The organism is Leclercia sp. LSNIH3 (assembly GCF_002935105.1).
Lineage (GTDB): Bacteria > Pseudomonadota > Gammaproteobacteria > Enterobacterales > Enterobacteriaceae > Enterobacter > Enterobacter adecarboxylatus.
On sequence record NZ_CP026387.1, the window covers coordinates 3,901,360 to 3,918,958 of the forward strand.

A 17,599-nucleotide genomic window follows, 5' to 3' on the forward strand; every position below is an offset into this window, starting at 1 on the left:
AGAGGTTCAGGGTAGCAGTGCTACAGTTTCCTTAAGCAACATTTCGTAAAAGCTGAATGAAATGCACTAGCATTTACTTCACGGCGTCTTTATATAAAGGTTGCCCATGTGAAATTAATGTTAAGTATTATTAATCATTAAGTCCTGGGCGAATTATTAGTTATTTCCAAATAAAGACAAAATCACAACTTTCGTTAATATAAATAAAATTAGTTTAGCGAGTTATCAACCAGGTTAAATCACTGGAAGCGCAATAAGGCTTATAAATAAAAAGGTTTTAGGGTAAGATGTCACCGGGTTTAGCGAGTAAAGATAACAGGCCACAGCAGGTCTTGTTGGCTGAACCTTTGAAAGTTTGTTGTAATTGTTTGAATTATCTCTGCCTTGAGAAGTTAAGTAACACCATTGCTGCTTAACCTCTACTGCGATAAAGTTGACGTCGGAAAGGCATTGTCTTTAACGGAATTTACATCAACCGACAAACTTCTATTTATCTCAATCGTTTTTGAGAATAAAAATATCGTCAGATAAGTTGTTTCTGACCACTGATATACCCAGCACAATTACATTACGCAGGCACTCTGCCAGACCGGGACGTCAGAGGATTTTTTTCAGAAGGAACTGTATTACTTTTACGCACACAGCTTAAACCCGGGGCAGCTCCGTACGAGCAACCTGTAAGTGAAAAGATATGATTAATGCAAATCGTCCGATACTGAATCTCGACCTCGATCTGCTGAGAACCTTTGTGGCGGTCGCCGATCTGAACACCTTTGCTGCTGCCGCGGCCGCAGTTTGCCGCACGCAATCTGCGGTCAGCCAACAAATGCAACGCCTGGAGCAACTGGTGGGTAAAGAGCTTTTTGCCCGTCATGGTCGCAATAAGCTGTTAACGGAACACGGTATTCAGCTGCTGGGTTATGCCAGAAAAATTTTACGCTTCAACGATGAAGCGTGTACATCTTTAATGTTTAGTAATCTGCAGGGCGTCTTAACCTTAGGCGCATCTGATGAGTCGGCCGATACCATTCTGCCGTTCCTGCTCAACCGAATTAGTTCGGTTTATCCGAAGCTTGCGCTGGACGTCAGAGTTAAACGCAATGCCTTTATGGTTGATATGTTGCAGGAGCAGGAGGTCGATCTGGTGGTGACAACCCACCGCACCGGCCAGTTTGAGAGTCTGACGCTGCGGACTTCGCCAACCCACTGGTACTGTGCCGCGGAGTTTTCTCTGCAGCGCGGCGAGCCCGTTCCTCTGGTGCTGCTGGACGATCCTAGTCCGTTCCGCGACATCGTGCTGGCAACGCTCAATGCTGCCAACGTGCCATGGCGACTCGCCTATGTGGCCTCCACCTTGCCTGCGGTTCGCGCAGCGGTGAAAGCGGGGCTGGGCGTCACGGCACGTCCGGTTGAGATGATGAGCCCGGATTTACGGGTGCTAGGCAAAGCGGATGGGCTGCCTGCGCTGCCGGATACGGAGTATATGCTGTGCCACAACCCGCTCAGCAAAAACGAACTGGCGCAGACTATTTTCAATGCCATGGAAAATTACGATAACCCCTGGCAGTACAATAATGTTACTCCGGAAGGGGGGGATGACTCCCTGGTGATTGAGCGCGATTTCGAGTAAACGAACTTCCCATGCTTTGTTAACATTTTGTTCCCGGAAAAAGAACCACTCAGGCTGATAACCCGCAGAGTGGTTCTTTTTTTGCATCTGCTTCCGTACACATTAGCGTTATCATTTGACAATTGTCTTCTTTATCAAATTGATAATAGTCGATGGTGCCCTGCCTGAACCGCTCACCCGCTTCTCTCCAAAGTCAATGGGCATGTTAAAAAAGCAGCTAAGATGTTGCTGTTTTTTTGATTGAATTAACAAAAGCGTGTCACAGATCAAGAAAATACTCCTCTTTGGGGGGAGGAATCGGTAGCAAATCCTGTCAAAATAGGCAGGTAATCTTTGTGTTAGATCACTACGGACACGATTCAACACCCCAACGCCGGAACGCGCCTCACACGTTTTGAGGGTAAAGGGCATTAAATGTTAATGAAGTTCGAACAATGTAATCTAATGTGAAGAAACTTTTGTTAAAGTTGACAAAAGGTTATAGAAAGGAGTAAAAAACCACATCATTTTGCTGTCTATGTCTCATTTTTCGACAGTTAGTGTAAGGTTATTTGTTCCTCCCCATGAATCGATGTGATGCCCATCTGCCAGAAAGAGCAGGATTTTAGGTATCACTTTTGATGAGTAAGCAATGAGTATGTCAACATCCACAGAAGTCATCGCTCATCACTGGGCATTCGCAATCTTTCTTATCGTAGCCATTGGCCTGTGCTGCCTGATGCTTGTCGGCGGCTGGTTCCTCGGCGGTCGCGCCCGGGCAAGGCACAAAAACACGCCATTTGAATCGGGTATCGATTCGGTAGGTACTGCGCGTTTACGTTTGTCCGCCAAGTTCTATCTGGTGGCCATGTTCTTCGTCATTTTTGACGTGGAAGCGCTTTACCTGTTCGCATGGTCAACCTCCATTCGTGAGAGTGGTTGGGTCGGCTTTGTCGAGGCCGCAATTTTCATTTTAGTGTTACTGGCCGGTCTGGTTTATCTGGTGCGTATTGGCGCGCTGGACTGGACACCTGCGCGTTCACGCCGTGAACGTATCAACCCGGAAAACAGTATCTCTAATCGTCAGCAGTAACAGCGAGGCAATAAGATGGATTATACGCTCACCCGCATAGATCCTAACGGTGAGAATGACCGTTACCCCCTGCAAAAACAGGAGATCGTAACCGACCCCCTGGAGCAAGAAGTCAATAAAAGCGTGTACATGGGCAAGCTCGAAAATGCCATGCACGATATGGTCAACTGGGGTCGTAAAAACTCCATCTGGCCTTACAACTTTGGCCTTTCTTGCTGCTACGTTGAAATGGTGACGTCATTCACTGCGGTGCATGACGTTGCGCGTTTTGGTGCAGAAGTACTCCGTGCCTCTCCGCGTCAGGCTGACCTGATGGTGGTGGCAGGAACCTGCTTTACCAAAATGGCGCCGGTCATTCAGCGTCTGTATGACCAGATGCTCGAGCCAAAATGGGTTATCTCCATGGGTGCTTGTGCAAACTCTGGCGGTATGTACGACATTTACTCTGTCGTGCAAGGCGTAGATAAGTTCATCCCGGTGGACGTTTACATCCCGGGCTGCCCACCGCGTCCAGAAGCCTATATGCAGGCGCTGATGCTGTTGCAGGAGTCGATTGGCAAAGAACGCCGTCCGCTCTCCTGGGTCGTGGGCGACCAGGGTGTATACCGCGCTAACATGCAGTCCGAGCGCGAGCGTAAACGCGGCGAACGTATTGCAGTGACCAATCTGCGTACACCAGACGAAATTTAATTTGCGCCTGTGGGCATGGAGATAACCTTCGCATATCACTATTCAAATAGCGCGAAGCCACGCCCGACAGTCACCACGGACCTTTTGCAATGGTGAACACTATGACCGACTTAACCGCGCAAGACGCCGCCTGGCAAACACGGGATCATCTGGATGACCCGGTCATCGGCGAACTGCGCAACCGTTTTGGGCCGGATGCCTTTACTGTTCAGGCCACCCGCACCGGGGTACCCGTTGTTTGGGTGAAGCGTGAACAGTTACTGGAAGTGGTTGATTTCCTCAAGAAACTGCCTAAACCGTACGTTATGCTGTTTGACTTACACGGCATGGACGAACGTCTGCGTACTCACCGCCAGGGTTTACCCGCGGCGGATTTTTCCGTTTTCTACCACCTGATCTCAATAGACCGCAACACGGATATCATGCTCAAGGTGGCATTGTCTGAAAACGACATGCATCTGCCGACCATCACAAAACTTTTCCCGAACGCCAACTGGTATGAGCGTGAAACCTGGGAAATGTTCGGCATGACCTTCGACGGCCACCCGCACCTGACGCGCATCATGATGCCGCCAACCTGGACGGGTCACCCGCTGCGTAAAGACTATCCGGCGCGCGCCACCGAATTCGACCCGTTTGAGCTGACCAAAGCCAAACAGGATCTGGAGATGGAAGCGCTGACTTTCAAGCCGGAAGACTGGGGCATGAAGCGCGGTACCGACAATGAGGACTTCATGTTCCTCAACCTCGGTCCAAACCACCCGTCTGCGCACGGTGCGTTCCGTATTATTCTTCAGCTTGATGGCGAAGAGATTGTCGACTGCGTGCCTGATATCGGTTACCACCACCGTGGTGCTGAGAAGATGGGCGAGCGTCAATCCTGGCACAGCTACATTCCGTATACCGACCGTATCGAGTACCTCGGCGGCTGCGTAAACGAAATGCCTTACGTGCTGGCCGTTGAGAAACTGGCAGGGATCACCACCCCGGATCGCGTTAACGTGATTCGCGTGATGCTGTCAGAACTGTTCCGTATTAACAGCCACCTGCTGTACATCTCCACGTTCATTCAGGACGTCGGCGCAATGACCCCGGTCTTCTTCGCCTTTACCGATCGTCAGAAAATCTACGATCTGGTAGAAGCGATTACCGGTTTCCGTATGCACCCGGCCTGGTTCCGTATCGGCGGTGTAGCACACGATCTGCCGCGCGGCTGGGATCGTCTGCTGCGTGAATTCCTCGACTGGATGCCGAAACGTCTGGCGTCGTATGAGAAAGCCGCACTGCGTAACACCATTCTGATTGGTCGTTCGAAGGGCGTTGCTGCCTACGGCGCGAAAGAGGCGCTGGAGTGGGGTACAACAGGTGCAGGTCTGCGTGCCACCGGTATTGATTTCGACGTGCGTAAAGCCCGTCCTTACTCTGGCTACGAGAACTTCGACTTTGAAGTCCCGGTTGGCGGCGGTGTTTCCGACTGCTACACCCGTGTGATGCTGAAAGTGGAAGAGCTGCGCCAGAGCCTGCGCATTCTTGAGCAGTGCCTCAACAACATGCCGGAAGGCCCGTTCAAGGCGGATCACCCGCTGACCACGCCGCCACCGAAAGAGCGCACGCTGCAGCATATCGAAACCCTGATCACGCACTTCCTGCAGGTTTCCTGGGGTCCGGTCATGCCGGCGCAAGAATCCTTCCAGATGATCGAAGCGACCAAGGGTATCAACAGTTACTACCTGACCAGCGACGGCAGCACCATGAGCTACCGTACCCGTGTGCGTACGCCAAGCTTCGCGCACCTGCAGCAGATCCCGGCCGCCATTCGCGGCAGTCTGGTCTCCGACCTGATTGTGTATCTGGGTAGTATCGATTTTGTTATGTCAGATGTGGACCGCTAATTATGCACGAGAATCAACAACCACAAACCGAGGCTTTTGAGCTGAGTGAAGCAGAGCGTGCCGCCATTGAGCACGAGATGCACCACTACGAAGACCCGCGTGCGGCGTCCATTGAAGCGCTGAAAATCGTACAGAAACAGCGTGGTTGGGTGCCGGATGGCGCGATCTATGAGATCGCAAAAGTACTGGGGATCCCGGCAAGCGACGTAGAAGGCGTAGCCACCTTCTATAGCCAGATCTTCCGACAGCCAGTTGGCCGCCATGTGATCCGCTATTGTGACAGCGTTGTTTGTCACATCACCGGTTATCAGGGCATTCAGGCCGCTATCGAGAAAAAGCTCGATATCAAGCCGGGGCAGACCACATTTGATGGTCGCTTTACGCTGCTGCCAACCTGCTGCCTGGGTAACTGCGACAAGGGGCCGACCATGATGATTGATGAGGATACTCACAGCCATCTGACGCCGGAAGCCATTCCTGACCTGCTGGAGCAGTACAAATGAAAACTGTAATTCGTACTGCTGAGACTCATCCGCTGACCTGGCGTCTGCGCGATGACAAACAGCCGGTATGGCTTGAAGAATACCAAAGCAAAAACGGTTACGCCGGGGCGCGCAAAGCCCTGGGCGGTATGGCGCCTGATGAGATCGTCAATGCAGTAAAAGACGCTGGCCTGAAAGGGCGCGGCGGCGCAGGCTTTTCCACCGGTCTGAAGTGGAGCCTGATGCCGAAAGACGAATCCATGAACATCCGTTACCTGCTGTGTAACGCCGATGAGATGGAGCCAGGGACTTATAAAGACCGTCTGCTGATGGAGCAGCTGCCGCACCTGCTGGTGGAAGGCATGCTGATCTCCGCGTTCGCATTGAAAGCCTACCGCGGCTACATCTTCCTGCGCGGTGAGTACATCGAAGCGGCAGAGAACCTGCGTCGCGCGATCGCTGAAGCCACCGAAGCGGGCCTGCTGGGCAAAAACATTCTCGGCACCGGTTTTGACTTTGAGCTGTTCGTGCACACCGGGGCAGGGCGTTATATCTGTGGTGAAGAGACCGCACTGATTAACTCCCTTGAAGGCCGCCGTGCTAACCCACGTTCCAAGCCACCGTTCCCGGCAAGCTCCGGCGTGTGGGGTAAACCGACCTGTGTAAACAACGTCGAAACCCTGTGCAACGTCCCGGCTATCCTTGCTAATGGCGTGGAGTGGTATCAGGGCATCTCTTCAAGTAAAGATGCCGGTACCAAGCTGATGGGCTTCTCCGGTCGCGTGAAGAATCCGGGCGTCTGGGAACTGCCGTTTGGCACCACCGCACGTGAAATTCTTGAAGACTACGCCGGCGGCATGCGTGATGGCCTGAAATTCAAAGCCTGGCAGCCAGGTGGGGCAGGAACAGACTTCCTGACCGAAGCCCACCTTGACCTGCCGATGGAATTCGAAAGCATTGGTAAAGCAGGCAGCCGTCTGGGTACGGCGCTGGCGATGGCCGTCGACCACGAGATCGGCATGGTATCGCTGGTGCGTAACCTGGAAGAGTTCTTCGCCCGTGAGTCCTGCGGCTGGTGTACCCCGTGCCGTGATGGTCTGCCGTGGAGCGTTAAGATCCTGCGTGCTATCGAGCGTGGCGAAGGCCAGCCTGGTGATATCGAGACACTTGAGCAACTGTGTCGATTCCTGGGTCCAGGTAAAACCTTCTGTGCGCATGCGCCAGGTGCGGTTGAACCCCTGCAGAGCGCGATTAAATATTTCCGCGACGAATTCGAAGCAGGCATCAAGCAGCCGTTCAGCAATACCCATTCAATCAATGGTATTCAGCCGAACCTGCTGAAAGCGCGCTGGTAATTCCCTCTCAAGCCGGCTCTCTCCCTCAAGGGAGAGGGAGAAAACCGGGCTATATCCTCTCCTTCAGGGAGAGGGGTAGGGTGAGGGTGATAAGAAGAATTTTGATTAACGCTCGGTTTATACCGAGCCAACTGGAAGCATGCTAATGGCTACGATTCATGTAGACGGCAAAGAATACGAGGTCAATGGCGCGGACAACCTGCTGGAAGCTTGTCTGTCCCTCGGCCTTGATATTCCGTATTTTTGCTGGCATCCGGCGCTGGGGAGCGTCGGTGCTTGCCGCCAGTGTGCGGTGAAGCAATATCAAAACGCGGAAGACACGCGTGGTCGCCTGGTGATGTCCTGTATGACGCCAGCCGCCGAAGGTACCTTTATTTCTATCGACGACGCGGAAGCCAAACAGTTCCGCGAAAGCGTGGTGGAGTGGTTGATGACCAACCACCCGCACGATTGTCCGGTGTGTGAAGAGGGCGGTAACTGCCACCTTCAGGATATGACCGTGATGACCGGGCACAGCTTCCGTCGTTACCGTTTCACCAAACGTACCCACCGCAACCAGGATCTGGGGCCGTTCATCTCTCACGAAATGAACCGCTGCATCGCCTGCTACCGCTGCGTGCGTTACTACAAAGACTACGCAGACGGCGAAGATCTGGGCGTGTATGGCGCACACGACAACGTCTACTTTGGTCGCCCGAAAGACGGCGTACTGGAGAGCGAATTCTCCGGTAACCTGGTCGAAATCTGTCCGACCGGCGTCTTCACGGATAAAACGCACTCCGAGCGTTACAACCGTAAGTGGGACATGCAGTTTGCGCCGAGCATCTGCCAGCAGTGCTCCCTCGGCTGTAACACCAGCCCGGGTGAACGTTACGGTGAACTGCGTCGTATCGAAAACCGCTACAACGGTACCGTTAACCACTACTTCCTCTGCGACCGTGGTCGTTTCGGCTATGGCTATGTGAACCTGAAAGACCGTCCGCGTCAGCCGGTTCAGCGCCGTGGCGATGACGTGATCACGCTGAACGCCGAACAGGCGATGCAGGGCGCGGCAGATATTCTGCGCCAGTCGAAGAAAGTGATCGGTATCGGCTCCCCGCGCGCCAGCATCGAAAGCAACTTCGCGCTGCGTGAACTGGTAGGCGCGGAAAACTTTTACACCGGTATCGCTAAGGGCGAGCAGGAACGTCTGCAACTGGTGCTAAAAGTGCTGCGTGAAGGCGGTATTCATACCCCTGCGCTGCGCGAAATCGAATCTTATGATGCGGTTCTGGTATTGGGTGAAGATTTAACCCAGACCGGTGCGCGCGCTGCCCTGGCGGTTCGTCAGGCGGTGAAGGGTAAAGCACGTGAAATGGCAGCGGCCCAGAAAGTGGCTGACTGGCAGATCGCGGCGATCCTCAACATCGGTCAGCGCGCCAAGCATCCGCTGTTTGTCACTAACGTCGACAACACCCGTCTGGACGACATCGCGGCCTGGACCTACCGTGCCCCGGTTGAAGATCAGGCGCGTCTTGGCTTTGCTATCGCTCACGCGCTGGACAACAGCGCCCCGGCCGTTGAAGGCCTGGATCGCGATCTGCAGAACAAGGTTGACGTGATTGTGCAGGCGTTGGCCGGTGCGAAAAAGCCCCTGATTATTTCCGGTACTAACGCCGGTAGCACAGAGATCATTGAAGCGGCGGCCAACGTGGCTAAAGCCCTGAAAGGTCGCGGTGCTGACGTTGGCGTGACCATGATCGCCCGTGCGGTAAACAGCATCGGTCTGGGCATGATCGGCGGCGGCTCGCTGGAAGAGGCGTTAAGCGAACTGGAATCCGGTGCTGCAGACGCTGTCGTGGTGCTGGAAAACGATCTCCATCGTCATGCTTCTGCTGCCCGCGTGGACGCTGCCCTGTCTAAAGCGCCGCTGGTGATGGTTATCGACCATCAGCGCACGGCGATCATGGACAAAGCGCATCTGGTGCTCTCTGCAGCAAGCTTCGCAGAAAGCGACGGTACCGTTGTGAACAACGAAGGCCGTGCCCAGCGCTTCTTCCAGGTTTATGACCCGGCGTACTACGACAACAGCATTGTAATGCTGGAAAGCTGGCGCTGGCTGCACTCCCTGCACAGCACCGTGCTGAGCCGTGAAGTGGACTGGACCCAGCTCGACCACGTGATCGACGCTGCCGTGGCACAACTGCCGCAGCTGGCTGGCATTAAAGATGCGGCGCCGGAAGCGAGTTTCCGTATTCGCGGCCAGAAACTGGCGCGTGAACCGCACCGCTACAGCGGCCGTACCGCCATGCGCGCCAATATCAGCGTGCACGAACCGCGTCAGCCGCAGGATAAAGACACCATGTTCGCCTTCTCAATGGAAGGGAACAACCAGCCGTCTGCTCCGCGTTCGCAGATCCCGTTCGCATGGGCGCCAGGCTGGAACTCACCACAGGCATGGAACAAGTTCCAGGCTGAAGTGGGCGGTTCTCTGCGTCACGGCGATCCGGGCGTGCGCCTGATTGAAGCCTCCGAAACCGGTCTGGCGTTCTTCTCCACCGTTCCGGCAAGCTTCCAGGCGGAAGAGGGTAACTGGCGTATTGCGCCGTACTACCATCTGTTCGGTAGCGACGAATTGTCTCAGCGTTCCCCGGTCTTCCAGACCCGTATGCCGCAGCCGTACATCAAGCTCAACCCGGCAGATGCCGCGAAGCTTGGCGTGAACGCAGGCGCTAACATCAGCTTTAGCTACGAAGGCCAGACAATCAGCCTGCCGCTGATTATCTCTGAAGGTCTGACAGCAGGGCAGGTGGGTCTGCCAATGGGTATGCCTGGCATCGCGCCAGTGCTGGCGGGCGCGCGTCTTGATAACCTGCAGGAGGCAAAAGCATGAGTTGGTTAACGCCTGATCTTATCGACATCCTGCTGAACATCCTGAAAGCGGTTGTTATTCTGCTGGTGGTCGTCACCTGCGGCGCGTTCATGAGCTTCGGTGAACGTCGTCTGCTCGGTCTGTTCCAGAACCGTTACGGACCGAACCGCGTGGGCTGGGGTGGTTCACTCCAGCTGGTCGCGGACATGATCAAGATGTTCTTTAAAGAGGACTGGGTTCCGCGCTTCTCGGATCGCGTGATCTTTACTCTGGCACCAATGATCGCCTTTACCTCGCTGCTGCTGGCGTTTGCTATCGTTCCGGTTAGCCCGACATGGGTTGTGGCGGATCTGAACATCGGGATCCTGTTCTTCCTGATGATGGCAGGCCTTGCGGTCTACGCGGTGCTGTTCGCCGGCTGGTCCAGTAACAACAAATACTCCCTGCTGGGTGCGATGCGTGCGTCTGCGCAGACCCTGAGCTACGAAGTGTTCCTGGGTCTTTCCCTGATGGGTGTGGTGGCGCAGGCCGGTTCATTCAACATGACCGACATCGTCAACAACCAGGCTGATATCTGGAACGTGATCCCGCAGTTCTTTGGGTTTGTTACCTTTGCTATCGCGGGCGTGGCGGTGTGTCACCGTCACCCGTTTGACCAGCCAGAAGCCGAACAGGAACTGGCCGACGGTTACCACATTGAATATTCCGGTATGAAGTTCGGTCTGTTCTTCGTGGGCGAGTACATCGGTATCGTCACCATTTCCGCGTTGATGGTAACGCTGTTCTTTGGTGGCTGGCATGGCCCGTTCTTACCGCCGTTCATCTGGTTCGCGCTGAAAACCGCGTTCTTCATGATGATGTTCATTTTGATTCGCGCAGCGTTACCGCGTCCGCGTTATGACCAGGTAATGTCCTTCGGCTGGAAAGTGTGCCTGCCGCTGACGCTCGTCAACTTGTTGGTAACGGCGGCTGTCATTCTCTGGCAGCAGCCATAAGGGGCTTTAGACCATGACCTTGAAAGAATTATTGGTAGGTTTCGGCACCCAGGTACGCAGTATCTGGATGATCGGCCTGCACGCGTTTGCCAAACGCGAAACCCGGATGTACCCGGAAGAGCCGGTATATCTGCCGCCGCGCTACCGTGGCCGTATCGTGCTGACGCGCGATCCAGACGGCTCAGAGCGCTGCGTTGCCTGTAACCTGTGTGCGGTAGCTTGTCCGGTAGGCTGTATCTCTCTGCAAAAAGCCGAGACGGTAGACGGTCGCTGGTACCCGGAATTCTTCCGCATCAACTTCTCACGCTGCATCTTCTGCGGTCTGTGCGAAGAAGCGTGCCCGACCACGGCGATTCAGTTGACCCCGGACTTCGAGCTGGGCGAATACAAGCGTCAGGACCTGGTGTACGAAAAAGAGGATCTGCTGATTTCCGGTCCGGGCAAATACCCGGAATATAACTTCTACCGGATGGCGGGTATGGCAATCGACGGCAAAGATAAGGGCGAAGCAGAGAACGAAGCCAAGCCTATCGACGTCAAGAGCCTGTTACCGTAAGGAGAGGGGCAATGGAATTCGCTTTTTATATCTGTGGCCTGATCGCCATCCTGGCTACGCTGCGAGTGATTACGCACACCAACCCGGTGCATGCGCTGCTCTATTTAATCATTTCGCTGCTGGCCATTTCCGGGGTGTTCTTTGCGCTGGGCGCACACTTTGCGGGTGCGCTTGAGATCATCGTTTACGCCGGTGCCATTATGGTTCTGTTCGTCTTCGTGGTGATGATGCTGAACCTGGGCGGCTCGGAAATCGAACAGGAACGTCAGTGGCTGAAACCGCAGGTGTGGATTGGTCCGGCAATTCTGTCGGCCATCATGCTGGCGGTGATCGTCTACGCCATTCTGGGTGTCAACGACCAGGGTATCGACGGTACGCCAATCAGCGCCAAAGCAGTGGGTATCACCCTGTTTGGGCCATACGTACTGGCGGTTGAACTGGCCTCGATGCTGCTGCTGGCAGGTCTGGTTGTCGCGTTCCACGTGGGCCGCGAAGAGCGTAGTGGTGAAGTGCTGAGCAACCGCAAGGACGACAGCGCGAAAAGAAAAACGGAGGAACGCGCATGATTCCTTTACAACATGGACTGATCCTCGCAGCGATTTTATTCGTGCTGGGCTTAACCGGTCTGGTTATCCGCCGCAATCTGCTGTTTATGCTGATTGGCCTGGAGATCATGATCAACGCTGCCGCGCTGGCCTTCGTGGTCGCCGGGAGCTACTGGGGCCAGACCGATGGTCAGGTGATGTACATTCTCGCCATCAGCCTTGCGGCTGCCGAAGCGAGTATTGGCCTGGCGCTGTTACTGCAGCTCCACCGTCGCCGCCAGAACCTGAACATCGATTCAGTAAGTGAGTTGCGTGGATGAACATGCTTGCCTTAACCATTATTTTTCCGCTGATTGGCTTCCTGCTGCTGGCATTTTCTCGCGGCCGCTGGTCTGAGAATCTGTCTGCTACCGTTGGCATTGGCTCTATTGGTCTGGCTGCGCTGGTTACAGCGTATGCGGGTATCGACTTCTTCAGTAACGGACGTCAGCCTTACAGCGTGCCGCTGTGGACCTGGATGTCGGTCGGTGATTTCAACATCGGTTTCAACCTGGTGCTGGATGGTCTCTCCCTGACCATGCTCTCCGTGGTGACCGGCGTGGGCTTCCTGATCCACATGTTCGCCTCCTGGTATATGCGCGGTGAAGAGGGTTACTCCCGCTTCTTCGCCTACACCAACCTGTTTATCGCCAGCATGGTCGTTCTGGTGCTGGCCGATAACCTGCTGCTGATGTATCTCGGCTGGGAAGGCGTGGGTCTCTGCTCTTACCTGCTGATCGGTTTCTACTACACCGATCCGAAGAATGGCGCAGCAGCCATGAAAGCGTTCGTCGTGACCCGTGTGGGTGACGTCTTCCTCGCCTTCGCGCTGTTCATTCTCTACAACGAACTGGGCACGCTGAACTTCCGCGAAATGGTGGAACTGGCGCCAGCGCACTTCGAAGCAGGCAACAACATGCTGTGGTGGGCAACGCTGATGCTGCTGGGTGGTGCTGTGGGTAAATCCGCACAGCTGCCTCTGCAAACATGGCTGGCCGACGCGATGGCGGGTCCAACTCCTGTCTCCGCGCTGATCCACGCCGCGACCATGGTTACTGCCGGTGTTTACCTGATTGCACGTACCCACGGTCTGTTCCTGATGACCCCGGAAATCCTGCACCTGGTCGGTATCGTCGGTGCAGTGACGCTGGTGCTGGCAGGCTTTGCCGCGCTGGTGCAAACCGACATCAAACGCGTTCTCGCTTACTCCACTATGAGCCAGATTGGCTACATGTTCCTGGCGCTGGGCGTACAGGCGTGGGATGCGGCGATTTTCCATCTGATGACGCACGCGTTCTTTAAAGCGCTGCTGTTCCTCTCGTCCGGTTCGGTGATCCTTGCCTGCCACCACGAGCAGAACATCTTCAAGATGGGCGGTCTGCGCAAATCCATTCCGCTGGTTTACGTCTGCTTCCTGGTGGGTGGCGCGGCGCTGGCGGCACTGCCGCTGATCACCGCGGGCTTCTTCAGTAAGGACGAAATCCTTGCGGGCGCCATGGCAAATGGTCATATCAATCTGATGGTTGCGGGTCTGGTCGGTGCATTCATGACCTCTCTGTATACCTTCCGTATGATTTTCATCGTCTTCCACGGTAAAGAACAAATTCACGCTCACGCAGGGAAGGGGATCACCCACCACCTGCCGCTGATTGTGCTGCTGGTGCTGTCCACCTTCGTTGGCGCGATGATTGTGCCACCGCTGCAGGGCGTACTGCCGGACACCACCGAGCTTGAGCACGGTCGCGTTCTGACGCTTGAAATCACCTCCGGTGTGGTCGCTATCGCGGGCATCCTGATTGCTGCATGGCTGTGGCTGGGCAAACGTACGCTGGTGACTGCCGTTGCCAACAGTGCGCCGGGCCGTCTGCTGGGCACCTGGTGGTACAACGCGTGGGGCTTCGACTGGCTGTACGACATGATCTTCGTGAAACCATTCCTCGGCATTGCGTGGCTGATTAAACGCGATCCGCTGAACTCACTGATGAACACTCCGGCGATCCTCTCCCGCTTTGCAGGTAAAGGCCTGCTGTTCAGCGAGAACGGGTATCTGCGCTGGTATGTGGCGTCCATGAGCATCGGTGCGGTTGTGGTGCTGGCGCTGCTGATGGTGTTGCGTTGATCGTTAAGTGAATTTATTCGAATTCGTTGAAAATCAGGCCCCTGCTGGGGGCCTTAAAAAGGAATGCAAATCGCCATGTTACTACCCTGGCTAATATTAATTCCCTTCATCGGCGGCTTCCTGTGCTGGCAGACCGAACGCTTTGGCGTGAAGATGCCGCGCTGGATTGCGCTGATCACCATGGGATTGACGCTTGCGCTTGGCCTGCAACTCTGGTTGCAAGGCGGCTATTCTCTGACCCAGTCTGCGGGTATTCCGCAGTGGCAGTCTGAATTCATTCTGCCGTGGATCCCGCGCTTCGGTATTACCATTCACCTGGCGATTGATGGTCTGTCGCTGCTGATGGTCGTGCTGACCGGTCTGCTCGGCGTTCTGGCGGTACTGTGCTCCTGGCGAGAAATCGAAAAATACCAGGGCTTCTTCCACCTGAACCTGATGTGGATCCTGGGCGGCGTTATCGGCGTGTTCCTTGCCATCGACATGTTCCTGTTCTTCTTCTTCTGGGAAATGATGCTGGTGCCGATGTACTTCCTGATCGCGCTGTGGGGCCATAAGGCGTCCGACGGTAAAACGCGTATCACGGCGGCAACCAAGTTCTTCATCTACACCCAGGCGAGTGGTCTGGTGATGTTGATTGCCATCCTGGCGCTGGTGTTCGTGCATTACAACGCGACCGGTGTCTGGACCTTCAACTATCAGGACCTGCTGAAGACCCCGATGTCACACGGTGTTGAATACCTGCTGATGCTGGGCTTCTTTATCGCGTTTGCGGTGAAAATGCCGGTGGTTCCACTGCACGGCTGGCTGCCGGATGCGCACTCCCAGGCACCAACGGCGGGTTCCGTTGACCTGGCGGGCATCTTGCTGAAAACCGCGGCCTACGGTCTGCTGCGTTTCGCTCTGCCGCTGTTCCCGAACGCCTCCGCAGAGTTCGCGCCAATTGCCATGTGGCTCGGCGTGATCGGTATCTTCTACGGCGCGTGGATGGCCTTCACGCAGTACGACATCAAACGTCTGATCGCCTATACCTCCGTTTCCCACATGGGCTTCGTGCTGATTGCTATCTACACCGGCAGCCAGCTGGCGTACCAGGGCGCGGTGATCCAGATGATTGCGCACGGTCTGTCCGCAGCCGGCCTCTTCATCCTGTGCGGCCAGCTTTACGAACGTCTGCACACCCGTGACATGCGTCAGATGGGCGGTCTGTGGGGCAAAATGAAATGGCTGCCAGCGATGTCGATGTTCTTCGCTGTTGCCACCCTCGGGATGCCGGGTACCGGTAACTTTGTCGGCGAATTCATGATCCTGTTCGGCAGCTTCAAAGTGGTGCCGATGATCACCGTGATTTCGACCTTCGGTCTGGTGTTCGCTTCGGTTTACTCACTGGCGATGCTGCACCGCGCTTACTTCGGTAAAGCGAAGAGTGAAATCGCTGCCAAAGAGCTGCCGGGGATGTCGCTGCGCGAGCTGTTCATCATCCTGCTGCTGGTCGTACTGCTGGTGCTGCTGGGCTTCTATCCGCAGCCGATTCTGGATACCTCGCACTCCGCGATGGGCAACATCCAGCAGTGGTTTGTTAATTCTGCTTCTACTACAAGGCCGTAAATCGCCATGACAATAACTCCACAACAACTGATTGCGCTGCTACCGCTGCTGATCGTCGGATTGACGGTGGTGGTTGTGATGCTCTCCATTGCGTGGCGACGCAATCACTTCCTGAATGCCACCCTGGCGGTTCTGGGTCTGAACGCTGCGTTAGTCTCCCTCTGGTTTGTTGGCCAGGCGGGTGCGATGGATGTCACGCCGCTGATGCGCGTTGACGGCTTCGCCATGCTGTACACCGGGCTGGTGCTGTTAGCCAGCCTGGCAACCTGTACCTTTGCTTATCCGTGGCTGGAAGGCTACAACGACAACAGAGAAGAGTTTTACCTGCTGGTTCTGATTGCCGCCCTGGGTGGTATTCTGCTGGCGAATGCAAATCATCTGGCGGCGCTGTTCCTCGGTATTGAGCTGATCTCTCTGCCGCTGTTCGGCCTGATTGGTTATGCCTTCCGTCAGAAGCGCTCTCTGGAAGCGAGTATCAAGTATACGATCCTGTCTGCTGCTGCTTCGTCCTTCCTGCTGTTCGGTATTGCGCTGATCTATGCTCAGTCCGGTAACCTCTCCTTCGAAGCGCTCGGCAAGAGCCTCGGCGACGGCATGCTGCATGAGCCGCTGCTGCTGGCAGGTCTGGGCATGATGATTGTGGGCCTCGGCTTTAAACTCTCTCTGGTGCCGTTCCACCTGTGGACGCCAGACGTTTACCAGGGTGCTCCGGCACCGGTCTCCACCTTCCTGGCGACAGCGAGCAAAATCGCTATCTTCGGTGTGGTGATGCGCCTGTTCCTGTACGCACCGGTAGGCGAGAGCGAAGCGGTTCGTGTGGTTCTGGGTATCATTGCCTTCGTCTCCATCATCTTCGGTAACCTGATGGCGCTGAGCCAGACCAACATCAAGCGTCTGCTCGGTTACTCCTCCATCTCGCACCTGGGCTATCTGATGGTGGCGCTGATTGCGCTGCAGAGCGGCCAGATGTCCATGGAGACCGTAGGTGTCTACCTGGCCGGTTACCTGTTCAGCAGCCTCGGCGCGTTCGGCGTGGTAAGCCTAATGTCCAGCCCGTACCGTGGCCCGGACGCAGATTCACTGTTCTCCTACCGTGGTCTGTTCTGGCACCGTCCGATCCTGTCCGCGGTGATGACCGTGATGATGCTCTCTCTGGCGGGTATCCCGATGACGCTGGGCTTTATCGGTAAGTTCTACGTGCTGGCAGTGGGTGTGCAGGCGGGTCTGTGGTGGCTGACAGCGGGTGTAGTTATCGGCTCCGCGATTGGTCTCTACTACTATCTGCGCGTGGCCGTGAGCCTGTACCTGAGCGCGCCTCAGCAACTCAACCGCGATGCGCCAGGCAACTGGCAGTACAGCGCCGGGGGTATTGTGGTGCTGATCTCGGCCCTGCTGGTACTGATCTTCGGTATCTATCCGCAGCCGCTGATCACTATCGTGCAGCACGCGATGCCGCTGATGTAAGCAAGGTAAAAACAAAAACCCGCCTCGGCGGGTTTTTTTATGGTCTTCTCCCTCTCCTTGTGGGAGAGGGCTGGGGTGAGGGCAACAGCCCGCACTGAACGAAAACCCGCCTCGGCGGGTTTTTTTTATGGTCTTCTCCCTCTCCTTGTGGGAGGGGGCCGGGTGAGGGCAACAGCCCGCACTGAACGAAAACCCACCTCGGCGGGTTTTTTTATGGTCTTCTCCCTCTCCTTGTGGGAGAGGGCTGGGGTGAGGGCACCAGCCCGCACTGAACGAAAAAACCCGCCTCAGCGGGTTTTTTTAT

General features: G+C 55.4%; 14 protein-coding genes. All 14 read left to right on the forward strand.

The features are described from left to right. The first annotated feature begins 691 nt into the window (after nucleotides 1-691). The 14 genes from lrhA to nuoN all read left to right on the forward strand — a co-directional run bounded on the left by lrhA (nucleotide 692) and on the right by nuoN (nucleotide 17,295). The gene (gene lrhA, locus C3F35_RS18955) at nucleotides 692-1,630 is read left to right on the forward strand and encodes a transcriptional regulator LrhA (protein ID WP_059307472.1); all 939 of its coding nucleotides are present in this window, start codon (nucleotides 692-694) and stop codon (nucleotides 1,628-1,630) included. Nucleotides 1,631-2,261: 631 nt separating this feature from the next. Beyond that, nucleotides 2,262-2,702, forward strand: a complete 441-nt coding sequence (gene nuoA / locus C3F35_RS18965; RefSeq protein WP_032612789.1) for an NADH-quinone oxidoreductase subunit NuoA — start codon at nucleotides 2,262-2,264, stop codon at nucleotides 2,700-2,702. A gap of 15 nt (nucleotides 2,703-2,717) precedes the next feature. Next, nucleotides 2,718-3,392 carry an NADH-quinone oxidoreductase subunit NuoB gene (gene nuoB / locus C3F35_RS18970; protein ID WP_032612787.1) on the forward strand — a complete coding sequence of 225 codons (675 nt, stop codon included), beginning with the start codon at nucleotides 2,718-2,720 and terminating at the stop codon, nucleotides 3,390-3,392. Nucleotides 3,393-3,481: 89 nt separating this feature from the next. After that, nucleotides 3,482-5,284, forward strand: coding sequence for an NADH-quinone oxidoreductase subunit C/D (gene nuoC / locus C3F35_RS18975; RefSeq protein ID WP_072250777.1), 1,803 nt, complete (start codon nucleotides 3,482-3,484; stop codon nucleotides 5,282-5,284). Between the two features lie 2 nt (nucleotides 5,285-5,286). Next, nucleotides 5,287-5,787 (forward strand): NADH-quinone oxidoreductase subunit NuoE, encoded by a 501-nt coding sequence (gene nuoE, locus C3F35_RS18980; protein ID WP_014071107.1) that lies wholly within the window; start codon nucleotides 5,287-5,289, stop codon nucleotides 5,785-5,787. Then, nucleotides 5,784-7,121 carry an NADH-quinone oxidoreductase subunit NuoF gene (nuoF, locus tag C3F35_RS18985; protein WP_032612781.1) on the forward strand — a complete coding sequence of 446 codons (1,338 nt, stop codon included), beginning with the start codon at nucleotides 5,784-5,786 and terminating at the stop codon, nucleotides 7,119-7,121. The genes nuoE and nuoF overlap by 4 nt, the downstream gene beginning before the upstream one ends. Before the next feature lie 145 nt (nucleotides 7,122-7,266). Beyond that, complete coding sequence (gene nuoG, locus C3F35_RS18990; protein ID WP_103792206.1) at nucleotides 7,267-9,993, forward strand: NADH-quinone oxidoreductase subunit NuoG; 2,727 nt, start codon at nucleotides 7,267-7,269, stop codon at nucleotides 9,991-9,993. Continuing rightward, a complete protein-coding gene (nuoH, locus tag C3F35_RS18995) occupies nucleotides 9,990-10,967 on the forward strand; it encodes an NADH-quinone oxidoreductase subunit NuoH (RefSeq protein WP_032612777.1) in 978 nt (325 codons plus the stop codon). The genes nuoG and nuoH overlap by 4 nt, the downstream gene beginning before the upstream one ends. Nucleotides 10,968-10,980: 13 nt before the next feature. Then, nucleotides 10,981-11,523, forward strand: a complete 543-nt coding sequence (gene nuoI, locus C3F35_RS19000) for an NADH-quinone oxidoreductase subunit NuoI (RefSeq protein WP_003861491.1) — start codon at nucleotides 10,981-10,983, stop codon at nucleotides 11,521-11,523. Between the two features lie 11 nt (nucleotides 11,524-11,534). Continuing rightward, nucleotides 11,535-12,089, forward strand: a complete 555-nt coding sequence (gene nuoJ / locus C3F35_RS19005; protein WP_032612775.1) for an NADH-quinone oxidoreductase subunit J — start codon at nucleotides 11,535-11,537, stop codon at nucleotides 12,087-12,089. Further along, nucleotides 12,086-12,388: an NADH-quinone oxidoreductase subunit NuoK gene (nuoK, locus tag C3F35_RS19010; RefSeq protein ID WP_032612773.1), complete on the forward strand. Its 303-nt coding sequence runs from the start codon at nucleotides 12,086-12,088 to the stop codon at nucleotides 12,386-12,388. Before nuoJ ends, nuoK begins: the two co-directional genes overlap by 4 nt. Then, complete coding sequence (nuoL, locus tag C3F35_RS19015) at nucleotides 12,385-14,226, forward strand: NADH-quinone oxidoreductase subunit L (RefSeq protein ID WP_103792205.1); 1,842 nt, start codon at nucleotides 12,385-12,387, stop codon at nucleotides 14,224-14,226. The genes nuoK and nuoL overlap by 4 nt, the downstream gene beginning before the upstream one ends. A gap of 75 nt (nucleotides 14,227-14,301) precedes the next feature. Beyond that, nucleotides 14,302-15,831, forward strand: a complete 1,530-nt coding sequence (gene nuoM, locus C3F35_RS19020; protein ID WP_032612768.1) for an NADH-quinone oxidoreductase subunit M — start codon at nucleotides 14,302-14,304, stop codon at nucleotides 15,829-15,831. Nucleotides 15,832-15,837: 6 nt separating this feature from the next. Beyond that, complete coding sequence (gene nuoN, locus C3F35_RS19025) at nucleotides 15,838-17,295, forward strand: NADH-quinone oxidoreductase subunit NuoN (RefSeq protein WP_032612766.1); 1,458 nt, start codon at nucleotides 15,838-15,840, stop codon at nucleotides 17,293-17,295. Nucleotides 17,296-17,599: the final 304 nt, after the last annotated feature.